The sequence below is a fragment of the Oceanobacillus locisalsi genome (assembly GCF_042675985.1).
Classification (GTDB): Bacteria; Bacillota; Bacilli; order Bacillales; family Amphibacillaceae; genus Oceanobacillus; species Oceanobacillus locisalsi.
In genome coordinates this window covers 12651-37232 of record NZ_JBHTKK010000023.1, presented here as the reverse complement: position 1 = coordinate 37232, position 24582 = coordinate 12651, and the positions used below count along the sequence as shown (strand labels likewise).

General features: G+C 37.3%; 22 protein-coding genes. 13 read left to right on the top strand and 9 right to left on the bottom strand.

The window, feature by feature from the left end; genetic code table 11:
• The first annotated feature begins 113 nt into the window (after positions 1 to 113).
• Positions 114 to 551 (top strand): MarR family winged helix-turn-helix transcriptional regulator, encoded by a 438-nt coding sequence (locus tag ACFQ19_RS15960; protein ID WP_379593621.1) that lies wholly within the window; start codon positions 114 to 116, stop codon positions 549 to 551.
• Positions 552 to 611: 60 nt separating this feature from the next.
• Entirely contained in the window at positions 612 to 1550 is a 939-nt protein-coding gene (locus ACFQ19_RS15955) for a ring-cleaving dioxygenase (protein WP_379593620.1), read from the top strand.
• Between the two features lie 65 nt (positions 1551 to 1615).
• Here ACFQ19_RS15955 and ACFQ19_RS15950 read toward each other — a convergent pair whose 3' ends face one another.
• Positions 1616 to 2299, bottom strand: a complete 684-nt coding sequence (locus ACFQ19_RS15950; RefSeq protein WP_379593619.1) for a YjjG family noncanonical pyrimidine nucleotidase — start codon at positions 2297 to 2299, stop codon at positions 1616 to 1618.
• A 490-nt stretch (positions 2300 to 2789) separates the two neighbouring features.
• Here ACFQ19_RS15950 and ACFQ19_RS15945 point away from each other — a divergent pair, with 490 nt between their 5' ends.
• Positions 2790 to 3515, top strand: coding sequence for a hypothetical protein (locus tag ACFQ19_RS15945; RefSeq protein WP_379593618.1), 726 nt, complete (start codon positions 2790 to 2792; stop codon positions 3513 to 3515).
• A gap of 60 nt (positions 3516 to 3575) precedes the next feature.
• Here ACFQ19_RS15945 and ACFQ19_RS15940 read toward each other — a convergent pair whose 3' ends face one another.
• From ACFQ19_RS15940 to ACFQ19_RS15925, 4 genes are all read right to left on the bottom strand, one after another.
• Positions 3576 to 4919 carry a J domain-containing protein gene (locus ACFQ19_RS15940; RefSeq protein WP_379593617.1) on the bottom strand — a complete coding sequence of 448 codons (1344 nt, stop codon included), beginning with the start codon at positions 4917 to 4919 and terminating at the stop codon, positions 3576 to 3578.
• Between the two features lie 507 nt (positions 4920 to 5426).
• Entirely contained in the window at positions 5427 to 5882 is a 456-nt protein-coding gene (locus ACFQ19_RS15935; RefSeq protein ID WP_379593616.1) for a hypothetical protein, read from the bottom strand.
• 86 nt (positions 5883 to 5968) lie between these two features.
• Positions 5969 to 7576 carry an alpha-glucoside-specific PTS transporter subunit IIBC gene (locus tag ACFQ19_RS15930; protein WP_379593615.1) on the bottom strand — a complete coding sequence of 536 codons (1608 nt, stop codon included), beginning with the start codon at positions 7574 to 7576 and terminating at the stop codon, positions 5969 to 5971.
• 191 nt (positions 7577 to 7767) lie between these two features.
• Positions 7768 to 9102, bottom strand: coding sequence for a 6-phospho-alpha-glucosidase (locus ACFQ19_RS15925; RefSeq protein ID WP_379593614.1), 1335 nt, complete (start codon positions 9100 to 9102; stop codon positions 7768 to 7770).
• A 276-nt stretch (positions 9103 to 9378) separates the two neighbouring features.
• Between ACFQ19_RS15925 and ACFQ19_RS15920 the strand changes: the two genes are divergently transcribed.
• Positions 9379 to 10152 (top strand): MurR/RpiR family transcriptional regulator, encoded by a 774-nt coding sequence (locus ACFQ19_RS15920; RefSeq protein ID WP_379593612.1) that lies wholly within the window; start codon positions 9379 to 9381, stop codon positions 10150 to 10152.
• Positions 10153 to 10202: 50 nt separating this feature from the next.
• Positions 10203 to 12410, top strand: a complete 2208-nt coding sequence (locus ACFQ19_RS15915; protein ID WP_379593610.1) for a Z1 domain-containing protein — start codon at positions 10203 to 10205, stop codon at positions 12408 to 12410.
• Between the two features lie 83 nt (positions 12411 to 12493).
• Here the strand turns inward: ACFQ19_RS15915 and ACFQ19_RS15910 are convergent, their stop codons facing one another.
• Together ACFQ19_RS15910 and ACFQ19_RS15905 are read right to left on the bottom strand one after the other, a co-directional pair.
• Positions 12494 to 13930: a carbon starvation CstA family protein gene (locus ACFQ19_RS15910; protein WP_379593609.1), complete on the bottom strand. Its 1437-nt coding sequence runs from the start codon at positions 13928 to 13930 to the stop codon at positions 12494 to 12496.
• 134 nt (positions 13931 to 14064) lie between these two features.
• Positions 14065 to 14241 carry a hypothetical protein gene (locus ACFQ19_RS15905; protein WP_379593608.1) on the bottom strand — a complete coding sequence of 59 codons (177 nt, stop codon included), beginning with the start codon at positions 14239 to 14241 and terminating at the stop codon, positions 14065 to 14067.
• Between the two features lie 79 nt (positions 14242 to 14320).
• Here ACFQ19_RS15905 and ACFQ19_RS15900 point away from each other — a divergent pair, with 79 nt between their 5' ends.
• The 5 genes from ACFQ19_RS15900 (at position 14321) to ACFQ19_RS15880 (ending at position 19342) form a co-directional block, all read left to right on the top strand.
• On the top strand, positions 14321 to 15088 hold the full coding sequence (locus ACFQ19_RS15900) for an HAD-IIB family hydrolase (protein WP_379593607.1): 768 nt from the start codon (positions 14321 to 14323) through the stop codon (positions 15086 to 15088).
• A 132-nt stretch (positions 15089 to 15220) separates the two neighbouring features.
• Positions 15221 to 15406 carry a hypothetical protein gene (locus ACFQ19_RS15895; RefSeq protein ID WP_379593606.1) on the top strand — a complete coding sequence of 62 codons (186 nt, stop codon included), beginning with the start codon at positions 15221 to 15223 and terminating at the stop codon, positions 15404 to 15406.
• Between the two features lie 347 nt (positions 15407 to 15753).
• On the top strand, positions 15754 to 17892 hold the full coding sequence (locus ACFQ19_RS15890) for a DEAD/DEAH box helicase (RefSeq protein WP_379593605.1): 2139 nt from the start codon (positions 15754 to 15756) through the stop codon (positions 17890 to 17892).
• Between the two features lie 125 nt (positions 17893 to 18017).
• Positions 18018 to 18221, top strand: a complete 204-nt coding sequence (locus ACFQ19_RS15885) for a hypothetical protein (protein WP_379593603.1) — start codon at positions 18018 to 18020, stop codon at positions 18219 to 18221.
• 188 nt (positions 18222 to 18409) lie between these two features.
• The gene (locus tag ACFQ19_RS15880) at positions 18410 to 19342 is read left to right on the top strand and encodes an Rpn family recombination-promoting nuclease/putative transposase (RefSeq protein ID WP_379593602.1); all 933 of its coding nucleotides are present in this window, start codon (positions 18410 to 18412) and stop codon (positions 19340 to 19342) included.
• Between the two features lie 235 nt (positions 19343 to 19577).
• Here the strand turns inward: ACFQ19_RS15880 and ACFQ19_RS15875 are convergent, their stop codons facing one another.
• Positions 19578 to 20120: a hypothetical protein gene (locus tag ACFQ19_RS15875; RefSeq protein WP_379593600.1), complete on the bottom strand. Its 543-nt coding sequence runs from the start codon at positions 20118 to 20120 to the stop codon at positions 19578 to 19580.
• A 72-nt stretch (positions 20121 to 20192) separates the two neighbouring features.
• A complete protein-coding gene (locus ACFQ19_RS15870; RefSeq protein ID WP_379593598.1) occupies positions 20193 to 20855 on the bottom strand; it encodes a hypothetical protein in 663 nt (220 codons plus the stop codon).
• A gap of 156 nt (positions 20856 to 21011) precedes the next feature.
• On the opposite strand from ACFQ19_RS15870, the gene ACFQ19_RS15865 reads away from it, so the two are divergent.
• Genes ACFQ19_RS15865 through ACFQ19_RS15855 form a run of 3 tightly spaced genes read left to right on the top strand, consistent with a single transcriptional unit; the run spans position 21012 to position 24505 of the window.
• On the top strand, positions 21012 to 22337 hold the full coding sequence (locus ACFQ19_RS15865) for a spore germination protein (protein WP_379593597.1): 1326 nt from the start codon (positions 21012 to 21014) through the stop codon (positions 22335 to 22337).
• The gene (locus tag ACFQ19_RS15860; protein WP_379593595.1) at positions 22324 to 23397 is read left to right on the top strand and encodes a GerAB/ArcD/ProY family transporter; all 1074 of its coding nucleotides are present in this window, start codon (positions 22324 to 22326) and stop codon (positions 23395 to 23397) included. Before ACFQ19_RS15865 ends, ACFQ19_RS15860 begins: the two co-directional genes overlap by 14 nt.
• Positions 23387 to 24505 (top strand): Ger(x)C family spore germination protein, encoded by a 1119-nt coding sequence (locus ACFQ19_RS15855; protein ID WP_379593594.1) that lies wholly within the window; start codon positions 23387 to 23389, stop codon positions 24503 to 24505. The genes ACFQ19_RS15860 and ACFQ19_RS15855 overlap by 11 nt, the downstream gene beginning before the upstream one ends.
• Positions 24506 to 24582: the final 77 nt, after the last annotated feature.

Here is a 24582-nt window from a genome sequence, read left to right as displayed (position 1 = left end):
CAATAATGATGTTGTGACTCCATAGATAAATAAATATATTTAATTAAAAATATTTTTGTTGTTTTCATCTCACTTGAGTAGTAAAATGATATAAAAGAAAGGATATGAGGCGAATGAAAAAGAATACCCTTGGTTCCTTGATTTGGCTGCGAATTGCCCGCTTTATGCATCAGAGCAATCTGCTGTCCAATGACTTTCTAAAGCAATTTGATATTACGGTTGCCCAATTTGATGTATTAAACCAGATTTGGTCTTATCAGCCTCTCACGCAAAGTGAACTAGCTTCCCGAGTAACGGTGTCAGAAGGAGGCATTTCACGGATGCTTACACGGCTGGAACAGGACGGATATATTCAACGTAAGCAGGATTGGAAAACGAAATGGATAAGTTTGACTTCAAAGGGAGAAACCAAGATAGAAGAAGTTTTTGAACACCAGCTGGCTTTTCAAACGTCTGTGGTCGATGACTGTTTGACAGAAGAAGAACAGCGGACACTATATACGCTTATGTCAAAGTTGCAGAAGCATACAGAAAACAGATTAAAAAATTAAAACGTTTATTATTTTTTTGATCATGACTTGACTAGTAAACTGATAAAGGAGAGATAATTGATGTATACCATTCCAGGACACCATCATATTTCGATGGTTACTAAAAATGCAAATGAAAATAATAGCTTTTATCGGGATGTTTTAGGCTTGCGTCGGGTGAAAATGACAGTGAACCAAGATGACCCTTCCATGTATCACTTATTTTATGGTGATAAAACAGGCAGCCCGGGTACAGAGTTAACCTTTTTTGAAATCCCGATGGTTGGCAACACATATCGTGGGACCAATGCCATTACTCGAATTGGATTATTGGTTCCGTCAGAAGAGAGCCTGTATTATTGGGAGAAACGTTTTGATACGTATAATGTACTACACGGTGGGATAACCACGTATGCCAATCGCACAGCGATGAAATTTGAAGATCTAGAAGGGCTGCAAATGGTATTGCTTGTTGGAAATGGAGAAAAAATAGATCACTGGGAAACCTGGGAAAAGTCGGAAGTACCTGTGGAACATCAAATCCAAGGTATGGGGTCCATGGAGATAACCGTAAGAAGACTGGATAAGCTGGCGTCCACATTGACAGATATGTTTGGTTACACAGAGGTCAGCCGCAGCGATCGGGAAGCGATTTTTCAATCTGTTCCAGGTCAGGTTTTTGGTGAAATCGTTGTGAAATATTTAGACGGCCCCTCTGAAAGACCAGGCCGCGGCAGTGTTCATCATATAGCGATTCGTGTAAAAAATGAGGAAGAGCTTCCATATTGGGAAGAACAAGTCAAGGAACGCGGATTCCGAACATCTGGGATCGTGGATCGTTTCTACTTTAAAAGCTTATATTTCCGTGAATCCAATGGTATTTTATTTGAAATCGCAACAGATGGTCCGGGATTCACGGTAGATGGAGATATAGAGCATTTAGGAGAAAAACTTGATTTACCACCATTTTTAGAAGAGAAGCGTACTGAAATTGAAGCAAATCTAGCTCCGATTAAATAAAAAAGACAGTAAAAACAGGCAAAGAAGGAAGGTTTCATATGGAACATTCCTTCTTTGCCTGTCCCTCATTTAACAATCGGAATAAGCTCTGTTAAATGGTTAATTTCATATGTTGGCGCTATCCCTGCCGTATTTTCCTTATGGTCAGGGTTAAACCAGCATGTGTCGATTCCATAATTTATTCCGCCTTGCATATCCGAAGTTAAAGAATCTCCAACCATTAATGCGCTTGCTTTATCAGTGAGTCCAAGCTTGGAAAAAGCATCATCAAATATGCGACGGTCCGGTTTTTGAAAACCTGTCTCCTCTGAAATAATTACTGCTTCAAATGTGTTTTGAAGCGGTGAATTTTCTATCTTAGGTAATTGCACATGCTTAAATCCATTTGTGATAATCGCGGAACGCTGTCCAGGAAGCGAATCAAATAATGTGTCAGCACCATCCATTAGATATATTTCTTTGCTTAAATTTTCAAGATAAGCATGGTTAAATGCTGTTCCATCCATAGAAAGGCCATGCTTTTCGAATAATCTTCTAAAGCGTTCGGATCCTAATTTAGTTATCGACAGCTTCCCTTGCTCTAATTCTCCCCAGAGTACCTTGCTGATTTCCCTGTAGCTGGTTCGATAATCAGCTAAACCATTCGACAATCCAAAGGCTTCAAATGTTTTTTGTAAAGCTGCCTGTTCGGATTTGCCAAAATCAAACAAGGTATCATCCATATCAAAAAAGATGACGTCGTATTTCATTGTTTTGTTCCCCCTCTCTCCTTTGAACACGTTGCATATTTATTGTATCAATAATGGAGGAGAGTGACGACGGATTGAAATTTATATAAGAGGTGCAGCTGTTTTAAGCTTCCTTAACAATCAAGGTAGCTTAAAACAGCGATTTCAGCTCTGGTAAAGGTCGCAAATGGAGCTAATAAATGAGATGGGATAAGGATTCTTGTTAGTACACAACCTGCTGCTGCAAATAAAATTGCTGTTTTCATGGAGAATTTTTTCGATACAGCATGTAATTCGTACTTAAAATGAGATCGAGCATCAGGGGCCAAAGATATTTCCCTTTCTGAACGATATACATCGATGAAATCTCCTTTGTTTAATTGAAATCCCTTTCTTCCTATTTAAACAGTTTAATGATACATTGATTCATAATAGAGGTATACAAATGTCTGCTTATAAATAATTGAGAGATGAAGAAAAATGGAAACTATAAGAGAGGGGATGGATAGCCGTGTATAAGCTTGGAGGAACCCTGGGAGTTATTTATATTTTTTCCATTATCATTTGGATCGGGATTGCTGTTGTTTATCAGGGGATACTTTATCCAATGGAAAATCAAGCAGCAGATCAAACAGAATGGATACATAACGCCTTAATATATTATTCCGAACATTCTTGGTATTTTAGTATAGATCATGGAAGTAAAGCAATTCTATTTGTATTTGTTGCGATTTTTCCTGTTTTGTTGTTTACACTGTTTCGGAAGCAAGAAGATGAAAACTCCTCGATACTCAATCTTATCGGAATGTTGTTTGGTGTGGCTTATTTTATTATTAATGCCGCTTCTCTGATGATGCAGGCAATGATAATGAGCTTTGTTATGAATCGGTATACAACAATAGGGAGCGACCGTGAATTTGCTAGACAATTATTTGAATGGGCTGTTCATGGCGGCGGACTTTCAATTAGTCTATACATTATAGCAAATCTCAGCATGGTTATCTGGTTAAGTACACATGGGTATATATTATATGTATACATGCAAAAGAAAAAGTTTTTTTACTTTTCTGTTATGTTATCCATTTTCCTTTTTATTGGAACACTGATCAATTTTATTTCGATGACGATTTATCATACAAATATTAATTTGTTGAATGAAGTGGTGAGCTTTCTTTTTATTTTTTGGATTGCTTATGTTAGTTATCTGTTTTTCAAGATAAATAACAACTCCAATTAAAAAGCTGCCACCCTCATAACATAATTGATGAAAGTGACAGCTTTTTTCTTTGGAAATGCTTTATTTCTTCTTACCTAATTTTCTTTTTTCCTGGCGGCTGAGCCCTGCAGTCAACTGCTCAAACAGATTGTTCCATTTATCTTGATATGATTTATAGATGAACGGATATTTCTTTTTCAATTGCATAATTCCTGCAGCATAGTTCTCTTTGTCGCTTTCAAGCTGCTGTCTGACAGAAATAGGTAATTCTTTAGTGACAGCCATTATTTTGGCAGGTGCTATTTTCCCGGTATAGAACCATTCATAAGCTTTATAGTAAAGTAATTGATGGACATTTTTATCATGAAACAACTTGCGGATATCTTTCTGTAGCTGTGCTTGCTTTTTCGTTTCTTGATGGGCTTGTTTTATATCATCATTTTCTGGTGATTTAAGAGCATCTGCTAAGCTGGTGTAGATTTCAGCCTCTTGAAAAAGTGCCTCTTGATGAAAATACCTATACTGCTCCATCAGTTCATTTTTTAGTTGATTTTGTTCAACATCGTCTGAAATATGCTTGATGTGTTTTTTAAATTTGGATATAACTTTAGATAAGAGAGACCATTTTTCTGTGGTAATAATCAGGTTAATCCAAGACAGATAGAAGGATGTGATTGTTTTTGTATCTTCTTCCCGAGGTTGTGACTGTTCCATCAGCTGCATTGCTTTGTCTGATTGGCCTGTTTGAATATACAAATCTGCCAGGGCTGGCACAAACATGACGGTTTGTTCAGGAAACATTTGAAATAATTGCTCGTAGGTTTCAATAGCTTTATCAAAATAGCTATTATCCCGATATATGCCAGCTTTTAAATTATAAATCATTTGTAATTCCTCATCACTTGCAGCAAGAGGCAGAATCTCTGAAAATACTTTTTCCATCTCGTCTACATCATCATTTAGACTGGCGAGCTTTAATAACTTGAACTTCACTTCTCCGCTGTCAGGTACGAGTTGATTTATTTTTTTATAAAGTTCAAATGCTGTTTGATTATCTTCGTTATCCATTGCTTTTTTTGCATCAATAATTAATTGTTCTGCTTCATTAGGCTGTTTTGTATCGTTCGCTTCGGTTTCTGCTTCCTTTATATGGTGTTGCTCCGCTTTTGCAGGGGCATCCGTTTCCACTTGTTTTGTTTGTGTCTTTTTGTTCTTGTTACTTTTACGCGCCTCATCATAGGCGGCTCTTTTTTCAGGATCTTTTAAAACGTCGTAAGCTTCCTGTATTTTGTTATAGGTTTCTGGATCTGTTTCCAGCGGGTGTTTCTCCAAAGCCTCCAGATACTTTTCTTCGATTCTTGCTTGGCCAATATTTGCTGTTGTGCCAAGAATCTTATAATAGCTTTCGTTCTTTATTGTACTCATATTGATAACTCCTCATTATTTACGGTCAAAAAAGGATAGAGTTTATTACTGTATCCTTGTTGATATAGACTGATTAAATCCTTCTATTTATGTAATAGAAGGAGTCAGTTGTTGTATTTTTAATTTTAAAAGAGAAAAAAGATTCTATTTTTAACAATCTTCATTCTGTAACAATCTATCGTGGTGATACAAGTTAGCTTCTATGTCCGCTTTTCATTGTAGCTGTTCTTTTCAAATCTCGCAAGAACATGGCAGAAAGAGTGTAGATATAGTTTAGATGTTATATATGCTTAGGAGAAGTCACTTTTAGAAAAACCTGTTCTATTTTTAATCGTTTTACGGAATGGAAGCTTGTGTTTGTTAGAGGAACCAGCAGAGAGTGTAAAACTTATATTGTAAGTTATTTTTATCTATGAACAATAAAAATGCCGGTTTTTACCGGCAAAATGTGCTTAAGGTGAAGAGAGAAAGAAGGATAAGTTGTATAAGCGTAAATACGAAAAAAAGTTAAAAAGATAACCTAATAAAGGCGGTAACCACAATAAGAGTTAGAACAATATTTAAGATCGTAAGCAGCTTACATTGCAATTCTCTTTTTTGAGAATTAGCACCTGGTTGAAGTGATTTTGTTTTTACTCTTGTAATAAATGTGAAGACTACTCCAATAATATTACCAATAAATAGTTGTGATATTGCCATACACATTAGATAAGACGGAAGGGCTGTATATTGGTTTTGTTCTTTTAGTTTCCATAGTATATAAGCCCAAATGAGACATATCATGACAGATAATAAAAGAATGGAATTTAATGGATCGCTATAAAGGAAATCATAATAGTTGTTATTGGTTTGACTCATTGAAAACATAACATAGCCTAGATAGGCAAAAGGAAGAAGAAGATAGAAAGTGATTAAAGAATTGATATATCTTTTTGGGTGTTGGACAGCGTGTTGATTTCTCAATGTGTAAATACCTCCTGTTATGAGTGAACAAAGGAAGGAGGATTCGTGCTCCTCCCTTCGTTAGTAAACTAAATGATAATTTTCATTTATTCAGTAGAGTCTTGTTGATTCAATAATGCTTCAAATTCTTCTCTGACGTTTGGAACGGAAAGTCCCACAATAATTTGAATAGCATTATTATTTTTTACCAGACCCATACCTCCTGCCTCTTTAAAAAAGGCATCATCTTCTACAAGGGAAGGGTCTTTTACGTTTAGTCTTAAACGGGTAGCACAGTTGGTGACAGATTCAATATTTTCTGCACCGCCCAGACCTTCTAAAAACAACATTGCCTTTTCTTTGTTTTCAGATGCCTTCGGTTTTGAACCATCATCCTCTGTTTCATTCTTTTTCTCTTTATAATCTTTTTTAGTATATAATTTGACATTTCCTGTCTCTTCTCGTCCAGGTGTCTGCAATTTCATCTTTAAAATAAGGTACTTAAAGACATAGTAATAGATAAAGACAAAAGCAATACCTATTATAAATTGAATAACGTAAGTATCCCAATGATTTCCAAATAGTGGAATCCAGTTTCTGGCAGCACTGTTAATCAGACCGCTGCTAAAATCTCCGCTGACCCCAAATTGGTACATAACAACGGCCATAACTGCCCCTAATAGAGAATAAACCACAAAGAGAACAGGAGCTATGAAAAGGAATGTGAATTCAATTGGTTCGGTTATTCCTGCGACAACAGCTGTTATGGTTGCTGGAACGACTAGTGCTAATACTTTTTTCCGATTCTCTGGTTTTGCCGTTTTATAAAAGGCAAAGGCAATGCCTGGAGGAGCAAACATTTTCACACATCCATATAGAGAAAAACCTCCGGCAGGAAATAAGGTTTTTAATGATTCTTGTGACTGGGCAAATTCAGATAGGTTATTTAACCAGTTCACCTGAATTCCTTCGCTGACAATTGCAGGTCCTAACATAAAAGGTGCATAGACGAAATGATGTAATCCTGTTGGAATTAATATTCGGACAAGGAAGCTATACACAAAAATGCCAACTGACCCAGAACTGATAAAGAATGTTTGTAAAGAATTTATTCCATTTTGCACCATTGGCCATATCAAGCATGTCAGAAAAGCCAAAGGTAAAGTGACAATAAAACCTAAGATTACCACATAAGCTGAACCTTGGAAAATTCCGAGCCATTCCGGAAGCTTTTTATCAAAATATCTATTGTGAAGCCATACGACTAAAGCGGCTATTGCGATAGATCCAATGATACTGGTGTCTAATGTTTTAATTCCTGCAATTAATGTAAGGCCTGTTGTTTCACTGGCTTCTGGATCAGCAGAAAAATCAACCCCAAATGAACCTCCAAAATATTGTAAAATAGAGGATATAAAGTAATTAAAGGTTAAGTAGATGACCAAAGATTCCATGACTGCTCGGGCATGTGCTTTTTTGGCCAACCCAATGGGAAGACCGATGACAAATAATAGTTCCATTTGTCGGAATACTGTCCAAGCCCCTGAAGCGACAATATCCCATAATTGAAACCATAGTGTATCTTCGTTAGCCAATGACCCCATGATAAGAGGGTTCTGAAACACGGAAGCTAATGCAACCATGATACCGGCAAATGCAAATAACAGTACAGGAGTAAACATGGCCCCTCCGAACCGTTGAATTTTTTGTAACATCTAAAATTCCTCCTCTTATTGTTTTAAGCGTTTTCAAAGATGTTAAAAGGAAAGGCTAGTAATCTGATTCTTTTCACATATAGAAATAGAAACAACGATTCTGTATGGCCTATGAAAGAAAGGCTCCAAACAGTGGTTATTTGATACTTTGTTTGGAGCCCGCTAATGAATACATGGAAATTAACCAGCCATTAATGCAGTGTTGGCCAATAATCTTTATTTGCTTCAATGAGTTCATCTAAAAGATCTTTTGCAATATCCGCACTAGGAATTGTTTTACTCAGGGCGAATGCCTGATATAATTTTTGCTTAGAGCCTTCTGTGTAAGCTTCTACCGCTAATTTTTCAACAGCTACTTGTTGCTCCATTAATCCTTTTTGGAATGTCGGTACTGACCCGATAGATAATGGTTCTGCTCCTTTAGAACCTACCAGACAAGGGATTTCAACCATTGCAGTAGCGTCGAAGTTACTGATTGCTCCATTATTTTCAACCATAATAAGCATACGTTCATGCGTATTGTAGCTTAATGCACAGGCCAAGTCGACAATATAAGTAGCATGTGCTCCAATCTCTAATGCTGTTTCTTTTGCAGTTCCTTTTTCCACAATTTTGCGGCATTCTCCAAATACACGTTTTTCTCTGCCATCAATCACTTCATTTGCTCGTGTACGATTGGCATCTGCAATCTCTACTTCTGTATTTGGGAATAAATAATATTTTAAATACGTATTCGGTATGGTATTCGGGTCAAGCTCATAAACAAATTTTGCCATATCATACGTATGAAGCCAGCTGGGGTCTGAATTTCTTGTTTCTTTTCCGATAGCATTCAGATTGAATCCATTTTCAGCCATATAGGATTTTATTTGTGGCAATAAATCGTTTCCATCTTTATCCTGTACATCTGTATACCAGCCGAAGTGATTCAGGCCATAGTAACGGATTGTTAAATCTTTTCTCGAATCTAAGCCGACCATTTTAGCCATGCGGTCTTCCAAACCAATGGGATGATCACAAATATTTAATACTCTAGATTCCGGTCTTAGTTCTCTGCAAGCTTCTGCAACAATAGAAGCCGGATTGGAATAATTCAACATCCATGCGTTCGGGGAATACATCTCCATATAGTCAATGATCTCAACAACCCCTTTAATGGAGCGTAACCCGTATGCAATACCGCCTGGACCGCATGTTTCCTGGCCAATGACATTATATTTTAATGGAAGTTTCTCATCTTTTTCTCGCATTTCGTATTTACCGACACGAATATGTGCCATTACAAAATCTACATCTGTAAAACCAATCTCAGGGTTATCTGTTGCTACAAATTGAATATGAGGTGCCTGCTCCTTAATAATAATCTCACAGGCTTTTGCAATCGTACTCTGCCTTTCTGAATCATTATCATATAGTTTTAACTGTCTGATAGGGAATTTATCCAGATTGTCCAAAAGCATTAACACGATCTCTGGTGTATAGGTACTTCCGCCGCCAGCAATTACAATTGAATGTTGTTTTGTCATTACTACCATCTCCAAGTTTTGTATTTGATGCTAGAATAATTTATAACACAGGGATTTTTGATAAAACAATGGCATTTCAGGGTTTAGGTTCGTGTTTAACAGTTTGATATAAATTTCATTAGATGAAAAATATTTACTTGAGATTGGGAAATGAAAATGCTTTCTACAAACTAGTTCATTTTGGTATAATGAAACAATGTATCATTTTCTAAGGAAAGTACCTTTTAGCGAAAAAGTATCAATATAGAAGCTTTATATTTATGGAGGAATTTTTAGATGGCTGAAAATTTGAGTAAGCAAATTAATCAAAACTATCATCAATTAAGTGAAAATGATAAGTTCGTTTTAAACTATATACTTCAAAATAAAGAAATTTGCCAATATATGAATGTCGCTGAGTTAGCACAAAGAAGTATGTCTTCTCCTGCTTCGATTGTTCGATTGTCAAAAAAAATAGGTTATTCTGGTTTTAGTGAGTTAAAATATCAGATTAAAAACGAGATAGATGAGGAAAGTCAGATTCATTTTGATACAACTACTTATTTAGATGAATTACAAAATGATATTAATATAACAGTTAAATTGTTTAAACAGACAGACCTGACAGAACAATTCGAGCTAATCAATGACTCGAATAATATATATGCATATGCAACAGGTACTGCACAAAAAAATATGTTAGATGAGTTAAATAGATATATGCTGTCTATTAATAAAAATTTAATCGTCATCCCAAGTTATAGTGAATTGGAAATGGTAACTAGTACCGCTTCAAATATTGATTTACTGATTATCGTATCCTTAAGCGGAGATACGAATGATTTGGAACATCCACTGCGGATGTTGAAACTGAAAAATATCCCCACTTTGTCAATTACGGATATAAAAAATAATAAATTAGCTAATTATTCTCCTGATAATTTGTATTATCATCCAACAGGGATAGCGAAGAAAGGCAATATCTCCAAATTATCTTTTGTAACATTGAACGTCCTAATGGATCTCTTTTTTCAGGAATATGTTTCCTATGTATCCAAAAAGGAATCATAGTTTCTAGGTGAAATGATAAAAAGTATGAAAGAAGCACAAGGAGTTACTTTATGGAAACTGTTGAATCAGAATTAAAAACAAATGGCATGTTCTTCACACCATTGCTTCAGAAGAACAGTTATAAACAAGAAGAAATAAACGTGATGCAGCGCACTGTTTCGAAGCTATTAAAAAAGTCGACTACATCCAAAAAGCCGGGAATGCTTTTAGGGCATATCCAATCTGGAAAGACACGATCCTTTCTAGGTTCAATCGGGTTAGGGTTGGATAATGGTTTTGATGTGGCCATTATTTTAACCAAAAATTCAAATGCACTAGTCAAGCAGACGTTTGAAAGATTAGAAAGTGAATTTACGGAGTGTATGGAAGAAGATGCATTAGCGGTTTATGACATTATGAAAATGCCGGCAAAGCTGCGTAAATTTGAATTAAAGAAAAAGCTAGTATTTGTTTTGAAAAAAGAGAAGAAAAATATGCATCGGTTAGAAAATCTCTTATTTGAAATGTATCCTGACTTGACCGCAAGAAAAATTTTATTTGTTGATGATGAAGCAGATTTTGCTTCTGTTGCCTATGACAATGTGAAGGATAAGAATATCGTTGATTTAAAAGTTATCGCCGGTCAAATTGATCAGATTCGAGCACGGCTGGAACATGCAGCTTATCTGCAGGTAACAGCAACACCTTATTCTTTGTACCTTCAGCCAGATGATATGACCATTCATGAGCATAAAGCATTTCAGCCGAAGCGCCCTGCTTTTACAGAACTAGTGCCGGTCCATGATAAATATGTCGGCGGGGAAATGTACTTTGAAAAATCCAAAGAAGAGGGGCATATGGCGAGTCACCTTTATCATGAAATCCAAGAGGAAGAACTTGAAATCTTAAGGAAAAGTGATAAACGTAAGGTGAAAGCGAACCATCTGCTTACAGGGGAACGATATGAAGGAATTCGCAGTGCACTGATTCATTTTATGGTAGGCAGTAAGATCCGTAATACCCAGCAGCAAAAAGAGGGGCAGCGCCTTGAAAAATATGCTTTTATTATGCACACCATTACCACCAAATCTGCGCATCAATGGCAAGAAGAGGTTATGCTTCAGATGGAGGAACAGCTGCGAAATGCAATGGAGAAAGAAGATCCTATTTTTGATCAGCTAATTCGTACGGCGTATCAGGGTTTTGTGCGCTCACAAAGGACAGATATGTATTTTCCTGCGTTTGATGAAGTACTTTCTAGTGTGCGAGATGCTTTGACGGAGGAAGAGCTGTTAATTGAAATTGTAAACTCCGAGCAGGATGTCGATTATTTATTAGATAAGTCAGGGGAGTTGAAATTACGGACACCTCTGAACTTTTTTATTGGCGGACAAATCCTTGATCGGGGGATTACGATAAAAAACTTAATTGGCTTTTACTATGGCAGGAATCCGCAAAAATTCCAGCAGGATACCGTTTTACAGCATTCGCGAATGTATGGAGCCCGCCCGCTTGCTGACATTGCAGTTACCCGTTTGTATACAACCAGACGAATCTATGATGTCATGGAGCAGATGCATGAATTTGATACCGAACTGCGCCGGGCTTTTGAATCTGGAGCGAACAGCAGCGAAGTGACCTTTATTCAAAAGGACAGTGATAATACGATTTTGCCATGCAATCCCAATAAAATCTTATTATCAAGCGTTCATATGTTAAAACCGGGAAAACGAATGTTACCGTTTGGTTTTCAAACAATTGCGAAGAGCTATCTGGAGCGGGAAATGAAAAAGATCGATAAGCATGTAGTAACAATGAAGCAAACAGCAAAGGTAGTACATCCCAAGGATGCCCGCTGTTTTCTGGTTGAAAAGGAGAAAGTCCAAGAGCTATTCGAAATGATTTATCAAACCTATACGTTTAAAGAAGGCTACGAGTGGGACTTAGAAACGTATAGTGCTGTGATGAATTATTTATCCGAAGAAACAGACACGAATCGAAAAGGGCATGTTTGGATTGTTTTACGCGAGGATCGTCATATGGCACGCATTCGTAAAAGTACAGGCCGTTTTGAAGACGCGCCGGATACAAAGCAGGATGAACTAAAAATAGCACGGAACCTAGCTCGGGTTGTTCCATCATTGATTTTGATTCGACAGAATGGAGCAGAAGAGCAGGGCTGGCGCGGCGGGGCTTTCTATTGGCCGGTGCTGGTTGCGCCTGAAGAGACGAAAACGACAGTGTTTGCTGGTAAAGGGGTTAAGGAGAGGGATGAATAACGTTTTTATAAATTCTTACGTAAACTTTTTTATATAGAATAAAGCCGATGTTATTCGAGAGATGAACAGCATCGGCTTTATTTCTACGCTACTTTGAGATCGGTTTCAATTTGATCAGCTTTATTTTGTTTTGCTTTCCAAAAGAACCATACAGTAAAGGCGGTGGTTAGAATAATTCCTCCGATGTGGGATACATTCATTGGAAGACTGAAACCGATTTGTGCATTTAAAATGTAGACAAATACCATATCAGTAATAAAAAGTGCCGGAATAAGAGAAATCCAGTATTGTTTTCCCTTAACGAGCAAATACATCGTCGCTATCCAAAGTGCTAAAGCTGCAGTTGTCTGATTCGCCCAAGAGAAATAACGCCACAAAATATTAAAGTCAATTTGAGTTAAAATGATAGAAATAACAAACAAAGGAATGGCAATAGCTAAACGATTTGTCCATTTTTTCTGACCAAAATGAATATAATCGGCAATAACGGAACGTGCTGCGCGGAACGCTGTATCCCCAGAAGTAATAGGTAGAACGATAACGGCTAGTACCGCGATTGTTCCGCCGATTGCACCAAGCAGTCGTATCGATACATCATTGACAACAGCGGAAGGCGTGCCTGCATTAATCATATTGTTCAGCGTATTTCCATCAAAGAGACTCATGGAAGCAGCTGCCCAAATCATGGCAATAACAGCTTCAGCTATCATCATTCCGTAAAAAATGTAACGGCCTTGTGATTCATTTTTTACGGTTCGAGAAATAATAGGTGACTGCGTTGCATGGAATCCAGATAACGCACCACATGTAATCGTTAGAAATAATATAGGAAAAATAGCAACTTCATCTGGGTGCATATTTTTCAATGATAGTTCAGGAATAGATGAACCGTAACCGGAAGTGAACATCATAATGCCGACTCCGATTGTACCAATGATAAGAATAAAACCTAGAATAGGATATATTTTGCCGATAATCTTATCAATAGGCAGAATGGTGGATAAAAAGAAATAAAGAAAAATAATGCCAATGATAATCCATAATGCAATCTGACCGTCGACCAAAACATGAAGTAACGAACCGGATGTAGTGGCAAAAACGGTTCCTACTAATAGAAGCAATAGCAGTGCAAAAGCATTTACAACATGCTTGGAAAACTTCCCTAAAAACCTGCCCGCAAGTTCTGGTATATGTGCCCCTTTGTTTCGAATAGAAATCATACCAGTTAAATAGTCATGCACGCCGCCTGCAAAAATAGCCCCTACAACAATCCAAATAAATGCAACCGGCCCAAAAAGTGCGCCCATAATCGGTCCGAAAATAGGTCCAGTTCCAGCGATATTAAGCAGTTGAATCATTGCATTATTTTGTTTTTTCATAGGAACGAAATCCACGCCATCCTCGTTGGCGTACGCTGGTGTTTTACGTGAATTATCTTTTCCAAATACTTTTTCGACAAATTTACCATAAGTGAAGTACCCAATAACTAATAGAATAATAGATATGAAAAAGGTAATCATGTTGTATTCCTCCTGCGATGTAATTACATAATTTGAAAACGTTTCCAAAAATATTGTAACATATAGTGCAGTATCTGTCACATTTTGTATATATTTGTCAAAGTTATTGATTCTGTTCCCGTTGTTGATGTACATTATTGAAAAACGGAAACAAAGTATTCTTCACTTATTAAAAAAGATAATCTGTCGATTTCCAGTCCAGCTGTTAATAGGTATTCATTGGTTTGATAATTGCAAAGGGTAATAATATCTTTTTCTAATCTATGCGGGAATGAGTAAACATAAATGGAAGGGAATTTCATCTGTTTCATGTTGTTCCTCTTTTTCAGATATTCGTCCTTCCGTATTTTTTAATTCATAAGTATACTGGTAAACAAAGAGGTGATTGACATGAATTTTGTTTTTGATGTAGACGGAACGATTTGTTTTGATGGAAAAACAATTGATGCATCTATTGTACAAGCGTTTGAGGAGATAAAAAATGCAGGACATGAAGTGATTTTCGCGTCCGCAAGACCAATTCGCGATTTACTACCGGTCTTGCCGAAGCCGCTTCAACAAGAAAAATTGGTTGGAGGAAACGGGGCATATACTTCAAAGAATGGAAAGATTGATGTTATCCATTTTCAAGATAGTTTGCGTACACAGCTCATAACACTGGTGGAAGATAATCAAGTTACGTATTTGGCAGATAGTGATTGGGATTATGCATTTACTGGAGAGAAGACACACCCTATTTATAAAAACATTAATCAAACCTCAGCACAAAATCGCGAGCTGCGAAGCCTGCATAAGCTATGCAAACTTGTTTTGTTTCAACCTCCACAGCGTGTAACAGATGAGCTTTCCACCTTGCCTGTAAACATAACCTATTACAAAGGGGAAAATGCGATCGATATCAGTCCAATTGGAATCAATAAAGTAAGAGGACTGCATCATTTACAGGTGCAGGAATTTATTGCGTTTGGTAATGACAGTAATGACCAATGTCTATTTGAAAATGCTTTGCACGGCATCTGTGTCGGTGAACATGAAGTGGAACAATATGCATCTGTATCGGTAAAGAAGGAAAATGTTGCAGCGATGATAGGCAGCGTATTGCGAAAATATGAAAATCAGGAAATACAAGGTATAAATACCATGTATCACGTGAAGTAACGGGTAAGAAGCAATCAATGGAGTAAAATATAATGAAAAATTAGCGATGATAAGCTTTTTGTTCTTATATATTGCTGCCCCTTTCATAATTAATTCTTCTTGTACATATGCTGAAGCAAGGAGGATGATAGGGTGAGTAAAACAGATGAACCGATCAAAAGAATGGCTAATTTGCGACCATCACATGCGGGATTTGCTGCGTATTATAAGGGGTTATTAAGCAGAAACCATCATTTAATCAAGGGAAGCCGCAAAAATAAATCTTATAAGCATTTCTTTCAGGAGGTTCAGAAGGATAACTCTTACCATGCTACATAGAATTTGGTTTATGTTTATGGAAAAACAATGCTTTTTCATCCGTTTGGTATACTTATATCAAGCGGTTTTTTCATTGATTTAGAAGCTTTTATTCCATATTTATTAGAAACGGGGTTCTGTTTTTTGTGAATAACCAAGGAAAAGATAACGCGATAAAGATGGATTCCCTTTTTATCCTGCTCTAAACAATGCTACAATAATAAAATGTAGTTTATTCTGTAGGCGAGAAAGGTATTCATAAATATAAAGAGACAACAAGTGATATAAACGATATGTAACAGCTGTCTTTAGTAAAAAGGTACAAAGATATAGATATGTTTGAGATAGATAAGCAGGAGGAAGTTGGAATGGTACGGACAAAACAAGATGTGGAACGGTTGGAAGCAGAGCTGAACCGGATTCACAAAAGTATTGATATCAACTCAGAGGAGTTATTTAATGATCGTATTAAAGGAATTTGGGAGAGGCTGAAAACAAGCTCAGGAAAGGCACAATTAAAAAATATGCCTTTGGACACCATCTTAACAGTGCAAAATCGGCTTCCTGTAAACAGCTTGATGGATAATGGATTGAAAACAATGCATGATATGGCAGATTATACAGTACAAGATTTGATACAGTTGGATGAGGTAGATGAAGATACGGCAAATCAAATTCATTCGGCTGTCACTGAGATAAAAACATCTGTGTATGAAGAAGCAACTCCTCGTGTAAATCCGGATGATATTTCAGATGAAGATTTTCATTTGCTGGAATCGATTTATAAAAAATGGCATCTGTTGAAGATTCTTGAAAACATGCAGGAGAAATTTCAGGAGTATTATAATGAAGCCAAACCTGATATTGAAATGGCTAAGAAACAGAAAGGCTTTTTCGGCGGTTTATTCCAGTCGAAAGAGGAGAAGGAAAAAATTCGGTCTGCTTTTGCCAATTTAAATAATAGCAAGCACCAGAAGGAATTAGATGCAATCAAGCAAAAATTAGATTATATGCTTGATTTTGAAGTAAGTAAAGAAGAACTTAAGCGACATTTTGAAACAGAAAACGCCTTTTATTATACAGAAATTGAAAAAGCAACCGATTTTGATACGGAGAATGTTTCTGAAAGTTTACCGTCAGAAGTTGTAGAAGCAGTCGATAAGCAACCGCTTGATACGGATGGACTGCATATTACATTAAGAAATTATCAAATATTTGGTGCGAAGTATGCCTTGCTTTATAAAAAAACACTGCTGGGTGATGAGATGGGATTAGGAAAGACTGTTCAAGCACTTGCTATTCTCAACCATCTCAGACAAAATCACCAGGGACATGCTGTTATTATTTGCCCGCTCAGCGTGATTGCGCACTGGAAAAGAGAGATGGAACAGCGATCTGATTTACAGGCATTTATCTTTCACGGAAGCAATCGGGAGGAACAATTTCAAACGTGGCGAGAAGATACTGGTATTTTAATAACTACGTTTGAATTGGCTGGAAGTCTGCCGTTGGAAGGCAGTCATCATTTTGATGCGTTGATTGTGGATGAGGCGCATTATGTGAAGAATCCGAATACAAAGCGTTCGCAAAATGTGTATCATTTGGCAGATAGAGCGGAGTATGTCTTATTTATGAGCGGAACGCCACTCGAGAATACAGTAGAAGAAATGATGCAGTTGGTTTCTGTCCTGCAGCCGGGAATTGCGGAGAATTTATCAGAGGAGATGCTGTTGCGTAAACCGCAAGCATTCCGTGAAGCCATTGCTCCGGTTTATTTAAGGAGAAATCGAAAGGATGTATTACACGAGCTTCCGGATTTGGAAATTATTCCAGAATGGGTTCGTTTTGGTGAAGAAGAGGAGAAATTCTATCAGCAGGCAGTAAAAGAGGAGCAAGTGATGGCAATGCGCCGTGCAGGCTGGCAGGGCGGTACTCCAGGTGAATCACCGAAACTTGAGAAGCTGCTTGAAATCTGTGAGAATGCCAAGGAAAACGGACATAAAGTGCTGGTATACTCTTATTTTAAAGAAGTGATTCAGACAGTCAGTAAAAATTTAGAAGAGGGAACTTACCGGACTATGACAGGAGATGTCCCGCATCATAAAAGACAGGAAATGATTGATGCTTTTACAGCGGATGAAGCAGGTTCTGTTTTGATCAGTCAGATTACTGCCGGCGGTGTCGGGGTAAATATCCAGGCAGCGAATGTTGTCATTTTATGTGAACCACAGTGGAAGCCGACAATGGAGGAACAGGCTATCAGCCGTGCTTATCGAATGGGACAATCCAGGAATGTGGTTGTGTATCGTTTACTGACGGAGGATAGTATCGATGTGGCAATGCTGGAAATGTTAGGAGAAAAAGCGAATCTCTTTCATTTATTCTCCAAAGAGTCGGATACAGCATCCCGTATTTTGGATGAGCAGGAGCAAGAAGAGGAAGAAGCGTCTATTCAGAAAAAAGTATTGGAATTGGAGAAAGAACGGTATATGGATACGGTGCGTTAAAAAGACTTTAAAGCTGTATTCATGGAAGAATGGTTATGTGGATTAAGGTGATGTTTTAGGAAGTAACATGTTTCACCTGCAAGGGCACCGGGAAAACCTTTTATAACTGGAAAGGGAGGCATTTCATGACGTCATTTAAAGAAAGAGCCAGATATGCCCGTTTTAAAAAGGTTCTGGGATTTATTCTAGTCATGCCTATTATTGCTGTACTTGGATTCTTAGATGTGATACCCGTGTCCAATGCGGTTTCATGGTTAGCGTTAGCGGCTTTTATTGTGAGTCTGATTGTTTTCTTTGTTTCATTCAAAGGAAAGAAACCGCAAGTTTAGAGGAAAGTCAGGAAAAAGTTTCGTGTAGTGGTTCTTGTGAGAGAAAAGAGAGCATGGTCTGTGACGATGCTCTTTTTTTATGGGGAAGTAGTATTCGTTTTTTCGAAGCAGGAGTGAAAATACTATACTTGTTTTATTTCATAATAATTGCTAAAATAAATACAATTTAAAAGAAAGGGAGTGCTCTATTGTTTACAGTCCCCGTTGTACTAGAAGAAAAAGCAGATTACATGAAACATGATCGGCTGACGAAAAAGCTGATACAAACGTTTTTTGAAGAATTTATCGAAGGATTTTTCCCCGACCTTCACCCCTACATTGATTTCTCCAACGTCACATTCCTTGAACAGGAAGTCTACCTGGACTACATCGAAGGCTCCAAAAAGGAAATTGACGTGCTTGCCGAAGTGAAGTTGCATCACGAGGATAAAATTCTCCATATTCACACCGAAGCACAATCCACCCATGAAGCAAATTTCCCTGAAAGAATGTTTTTCTACTTTGCTTACCTCTATGCAAAACACCGCAAACCAATTCAACCTATCGCCGTTTTGAGTTATAATAGGAATCAAGAAGAACCGACCCAATTCAAAGTCGATACACCTACCCAAGAAGTACTTCAATTTAACTTTTTACAATTACAATTAAGAAAGAAAAACTGGAAAGAATATATTCAATCAGACAATCCGGCCGCAGCCGCATTGCTTAGTCAGATGGGCTATGAAGAACATGAGCGTGTTCAGGTAAAGTTGGAATTTCTGCGCATGATTACCCGGATGAAAATCAATCCGGCCCAAATGGAGTTTCTATATGGTTATTTCGAGACTTATCTAAAATTAAACAAAGAGGAGGAGGAACAGATGATGGAGAAAATGGAAAACTTGCCAGAAGAGGAAAAAGAGATGGTCATGCAGCTGCCGAATTCTTATTTTGAAAGAGGAGTAGAGAGAGGGAAGCAAGAGGGGATAGAAGAAGGGATAGAAAAAGGAATAGAAAAGGGGATAAAAAAGCGGAACCGGGAGTTAGCTTTGAAACTGATAACAAGAGGTATGTCAACCAGTGACATTGTAGAGATTACAGACTTAAGCGAAGCAGAAATTAAAAAGCTTGCTAGTGAATAAACAAATAAAATAGGTTATCTGTTTCCATAAACAAACAAAGTGAGCTGGTTTCATTGTAAATTGGCTCACTTTGTTTATAGGAAGCAATACTTATTGCGAGACTTATTTAACACTAAACAAAGAGGAGGAACAAATGATGAAGAAAATGGAAAACTTGCCGGAAAAGTAATTTCATATCAGTAACCTAAAAAGGGGAGCGGTTATGAATCTGCCCCCTTATCTTATCACATGAAAGTTATGATTGAATCCAAATATACAGATAAAAGAAAACATAACTTAGTAAAAGAATGCTGACAAATAGAATCGTTTGCCACCTAGCAAAAAGAAAAGCAGCACTCGTATCGCCAAAAGGAGTTTGTTTCCAAATAGAAAATAGAACATCTCCGAAAATATATACAGCATTGAAAAATAAAGATCCGCCAATAATAAAGTTTGCAAAAGCATGGTTAAAAATAAAGAAGAGGCTCGCTGCCAGACTGAAAAAAATAACCGTTTGAAAAATAAAGCCGCCCATTATGTATAAAAAAGACCATTTACCATGCGGATCATATTTAAAATAGCTCTCTATATAATTCCCATCTTTGTCATTCGGCGCCACCCATTGTTTATCCTTCCCTTTCAACGCAACATGAGGGGGATATTCAAAAAGTTTTATCCGGATATTGTCTTTATGGATTCCTACAATAAAACGACCGGCAAGGTAATGCCCCAATTCATGAAACCAAACATGTAAGAGAAGGAGAAGGTATCCAAAGATAATCCAAGATACGACCTGCATGAATTTATGAACCTCCCTCCCGTTAAAACCAGATTATAAACCTATTCCCTTATTCTATACCTGGAAAACTGTTTACTCATCCCACCAACTCGTCTCCATATCAATCAGCCAATGATTCTTTAGCATCAAAGCACGCTCAATTGCTGCAATCGTTGAGGCAACCAAAAGCGTTGTATTAAACCAGGCAGATAGCATGATTGGCGATTCAAAAGAACCCCACCTTTCTTCAATAAAAGGGATATGCGAAATGAGAGAAGCAAGCTGCGGAAGTCCTAATATTACAGAAATCAATAAAATAATAATAGCAACTTTGCCAATGATGGAACTGATGGCAGGGAATTTGGCATCAAAGCGCATCCGTAACCCTTCCGCTGAACAGCGATCTGGAGATAGGACAAGCTCCTGTTCATCTTCTGTTACATAATGCATGCGTTTCATTCCGTATGTTGTTGTTGCTGCTTCAATAACTCCTCCGGGAACTGGGAAAAGAGCTGGGTTAGAAGCTTTGGCATGGTGTTTGCCATCACGATACAAATGTATTTCTTCATTCTCATCAAAGTAATTTACATGAACCGTATAAACATGCATATCCCCATCCTCTTCCCGAAGCTTGATATAGAAAAGAGAACGGTGAACGATTTCGTAAAAGCGAAAGGGCTTTAATGCATGACCGTCGCCGTCTTTGACTTTTTTTATTGCTTTTTGTCTGCGCTTGTTTTTTAAAAACGGAACCATTCTATCCTACCTCCGAATAATATTCTTTATTTGTTATACGAAACAACTTTAAAAAAGGTTTCTTATAATGAATCAAACAAAGTCGCCCTATTTTTGTATGAAAACGTGTTTTCTGGCTCATAACTAAAAGATAGGAAAACAGAAAGGGTGCGGAGGATGGATTTCATTCAGCAGATTGAAGACTTGAAACAAAAAAATAAAGATTTACAAATGAAATCCATCGTCATGCATGGAGTGCCTTATGATGTGATTGGTTTTGAGAGCTTGGTGGATTTTTCAGCAACATGGGAAGTAATAGAGACGGTAGTTCGTAATGAAGACAATAAATCGCGAGAGGAAAAGGGCCTTAACTCCCAAAACACACCATGGAAAAAAATAGAGTTCAGCAAACAAATTCAGGCCCTATATGAAGGGAAAGTAGTTATTTGGAATCGAGCTGATGAAGTTTCATTAATTGTGGATCCCGTCTCCCAGCCGCTTTACCGCAACATAGAGGTCCCTGTTAATGAATCGATTATCTATGGAGCCAAGGATGCATTTACGGAGAATAGCCAACAAAATATAGGTCTGATGCGTAGTAAATATCAATCCAAAGATGTGGAAGTTTCGACCACGCAGCATGGTAAGAGAAATCGCCGTTTTTCGTTTCTTGTTTTAAAAGGAACGACAGATGAAAAAATGGTGGAAATGATCAAAAAGAAAATTGAGGACTATCCAAACGAGATTAAACAGGTGAAAGACGTTAACGTTGCTTTTGGTTTTTCTAAATTTTCCTTGATAACCCGAATCTCCTCCATAGAGCTTCCAGAAAGTGCTATGGAATATATTGAACAGGGGAAAGTTGTCTTTTTTATGGATGGTTATCCATTTGCGCTGGTCTTGTTTAATACCGTTTTTGATGTATTCAAGCAGCCGAGCGATAGTAATTATTTAAGTGCATTTGTCTATTCCTTATATATCTTGCGTATTATCGGAATTATGATTGCTATATTACTTCCGGGCTTATATGTCGCACTGATTACCATTAATCCGGAAATGTTAAAAGTGCAGCTGGCCTTGTCTATCACAGAAAGTCGTCAATTTGTTCCTTACCCTGCCTTTGTGGAAATTATCATTATGCTGCTTTTGATTGAATTAATTACAGAAGCCGCTGTTCGTCTGCCGCTGTCGATATCCAATACGATTGGCATTGTCGGAGGTATTATTTTAGGACAGGCGATTGTGGAAGCCAGTCTTGTCAGCGGCGTATTAATTATTATCATTGCGGCCACGACGATTGCCAATGGCATTGTTGTTAATTTTGAAAACGGGATTACCCTGCGTCTGATGAAGTATATTATTGTTCTGTTTTCGGCTATGTTCGGTATTCTTGGGCATGTTATCGGTCTGTTGATTTTATGTTCCTATATTGCACGTATTACGAGTTTCGATGTTCCTTATGTCCGTTGGAAAAAGGAAGGGATTCAGAGTGAAAGTCAATAATTTATTAATTGTTATCTTTTATTTAATCACAAATATTGGGGTGATGTTCCTGCTATATCCCACCCTTATCCTGGATACAGTAGACAATGGGCATTGGTTGATTGTTTTGATTCATGGATTTTCTCATATTGCTCTTTTTGGTGTGTTATTGCTTGGTGTATCCAAATTGGAAGAACCCAATATTTTGCGAAGTTTGCCGGAAAATCGCTGGGTAGTGTCCCTTATTTTCCTTCTGCCCCTCGGGCTTTTTATCATTGGAACCGTGATTGTTTCTATTCGCACTTATGCAGAATTTACTACCGTATTATTTTTAAATCAGACGCCAATGTTTTATGTCATGGTTATCTTTATTACAACGGCTGCTTATATTGCTCTTGGTTCGATGGAAAGTATTTTTCGGGCAACCTTTTTAATAGCAGTTACTTCTTCTTACGTTATTTTAATAATTTTTATATTATCCTTTTTCAATGCAGAATGGTATAACTTTTTCCCTGCAAAGGTGAGTAATGTAGATTTTTTATTTGAAATGCCTTTTATTACAGGGTTTTTAATCTTGTCTCCAACTTTTCTATTTATCGCTTTTTTGCCGAAAAGAAAAAAACTCAATTATAAAACGGTCTTTTGGTTTTCGTGGCTTCTCATTCCATTAATATTTATGGCTGCTTATTCTCCAATGCTGGTGTTTGGAAATGAAATCGCACGGAATTTCACTTTTCCTTATATCGAAATGTTAGCTACTGTCGATATTGAGTGGTCTATCTTTGAAACACTGACCAGCTTATTTGGATTGAGTCTGCTTATCTATGCAACGTTATTTTTAGGGATGTTATTACATATTTTGCGAATGGTCTATCAAAGTATGTTTCAGACAGGCAAGCTTCATGCATCGATTGCACTGGTTATCATGGTCATTTTGATCACGATGGCAGCGAATATGATTTCCACTTGGGAACAGGTACAGTCACATATCATTTGGATTATACCGCTTCGTTTTTACGCCTTTATCAGTCTGCTGATTTTCATTTTCTGGATAGGAAGAAGGAAAAAACATGAAACGTAATCACTGGACCAAGATAATCATTTCTTTCATATTACTTGTATTATTAAGCGGATGCTGGGATTCCAGAGATATTAATTATCGCTCCACGCCTGTTCTAATGGGCGTAACCAAAGAAGAAGACTTATTCCATGTGTTTTTGGTTATTCCTGTATCGGTGGTGTCTGAGCAGAGGAATTTGGCTAAGGTCGATGGCAAGGGAGCTACGATTGTGGATGCTATCGAACAACTTAAGAAAAAAATTGAAACGACGATTGATTTAGAACATATCGCTTTTATTGTATTGGATGAAAAACTTGGCGAGGAAGGAATTGAACGAATCACAAATACTTTTATACGGATGCGTGATATGCCGGCAACACCGACAGTAGCATTTACAACCGAAGAAATGGAAACTTATATTGATCAGATGATCAGCACATTTCAAAAAGTAGGTGTACCGATATTTGGATTTTTGGAGAAACAGACCGGCTGGGAAATTTATGATCCGGAAGTCAGCCTTTGGGAGGTATACAGAGGAATCCATTCTTTCACCTCGGATATTGCTATACCAATTATCAAATCAAATGAAAATTTGGAAATGGATTACTCTGGTGCGTCCGTTTTAAAAAATGGAAAAGCTGTTACGACACTGAACTCTTTAGAAGTCTTGCTGATGAATTTGTTAAATAATGAAGAAAATGTGATTAAAACATTTATAACAATTGATGAAACAACCGATGTAGAGCTTGTGGAAAGAGATGTGGAATATGATTACACACATCATGGAGATGAGATTGATTTAACCATCCAGCTGGAATTTGTGATGATTGTTGCTGAAGCAGAGGATCATTTAAACGATGAAGCTATTCAGAAGAAGTTTGAAGAAAAAGTGGAAAAAGATACGCTAAAGCTGGTAAAAAAACTGCAGGATAAACATGCAGATGTTCTTGGAATCAGCAATCGAATTCGCAAAAACTATACCCATGAAGAGTTGAAACGGTTTCTGGATGAAATATATCCGAACATTAATGTGAATGTAGAAGTGGATGCAGTCATTGAAAATAACGGTAAACTGCGAAATTTAAATAATGATGATTTTGAAGACTGGGATAAGCAGAATCAGGAATAATTGGTAAAGAAGACTTCAGGTATCGGTAATACGGTAGCTGAAGTTTTTAGTTGTTTGATTCTCTTACCAACAGGGGC

What these genes read in the sequence shown, in the direction of transcription:
- ACFQ19_RS15960 (WP_379593621.1), top strand. Translation starts at nt 114, where the DNA reads ATGAAAAAGAATACCCTTGGTTCCTTGATTTGGCTGCGAATTGCCCGC.
- ACFQ19_RS15955 (WP_379593620.1), top strand. Translation starts at nt 612, where the DNA reads ATGTATACCATTCCAGGACACCATCATATTTCGATGGTTACTAAAAAT.
- ACFQ19_RS15950 (WP_379593619.1), bottom strand. Translation starts at nt 2,299, where the DNA reads ATGAAATACGACGTCATCTTTTTTGATATGGATGATACCTTGTTTGAT.
- ACFQ19_RS15940 (WP_379593617.1), bottom strand. Translation starts at nt 4,919, where the DNA reads ATGAGTACAATAAAGAACGAAAGCTATTATAAGATTCTTGGCACAACA.
- ACFQ19_RS15930 (WP_379593615.1), bottom strand. Translation starts at nt 7,576, where the DNA reads ATGTTACAAAAAATTCAACGGTTCGGAGGGGCCATGTTTACTCCTGTA.
- ACFQ19_RS15925 (WP_379593614.1), bottom strand. Translation starts at nt 9,102, where the DNA reads ATGACAAAACAACATTCAATTGTAATTGCTGGCGGCGGAAGTACCTAT.
- ACFQ19_RS15920 (WP_379593612.1), top strand. Translation starts at nt 9,379, where the DNA reads ATGGCTGAAAATTTGAGTAAGCAAATTAATCAAAACTATCATCAATTA.
- ACFQ19_RS15915 (WP_379593610.1), top strand. Translation starts at nt 10,203, where the DNA reads ATGGAAACTGTTGAATCAGAATTAAAAACAAATGGCATGTTCTTCACA.
- ACFQ19_RS15910 (WP_379593609.1), bottom strand. Translation starts at nt 13,930, where the DNA reads ATGATTACCTTTTTCATATCTATTATTCTATTAGTTATTGGGTACTTC.
- ACFQ19_RS15905 (WP_379593608.1), bottom strand. Translation starts at nt 14,241, where the DNA reads ATGAAACAGATGAAATTCCCTTCCATTTATGTTTACTCATTCCCGCAT.
- ACFQ19_RS15900 (WP_379593607.1), top strand. Translation starts at nt 14,321, where the DNA reads ATGAATTTTGTTTTTGATGTAGACGGAACGATTTGTTTTGATGGAAAA.
- ACFQ19_RS15890 (WP_379593605.1), top strand. Translation starts at nt 15,754, where the DNA reads ATGGTACGGACAAAACAAGATGTGGAACGGTTGGAAGCAGAGCTGAAC.
- ACFQ19_RS15885 (WP_379593603.1), top strand. Translation starts at nt 18,018, where the DNA reads ATGACGTCATTTAAAGAAAGAGCCAGATATGCCCGTTTTAAAAAGGTT.
- ACFQ19_RS15875 (WP_379593600.1), bottom strand. Translation starts at nt 20,120, where the DNA reads ATGCAGGTCGTATCTTGGATTATCTTTGGATACCTTCTCCTTCTCTTA.
- ACFQ19_RS15870 (WP_379593598.1), bottom strand. Translation starts at nt 20,855, where the DNA reads ATGGTTCCGTTTTTAAAAAACAAGCGCAGACAAAAAGCAATAAAAAAA.
- ACFQ19_RS15865 (WP_379593597.1), top strand. Translation starts at nt 21,012, where the DNA reads ATGGATTTCATTCAGCAGATTGAAGACTTGAAACAAAAAAATAAAGAT.
- ACFQ19_RS15855 (WP_379593594.1), top strand. Translation starts at nt 23,387, where the DNA reads ATGAAACGTAATCACTGGACCAAGATAATCATTTCTTTCATATTACTT.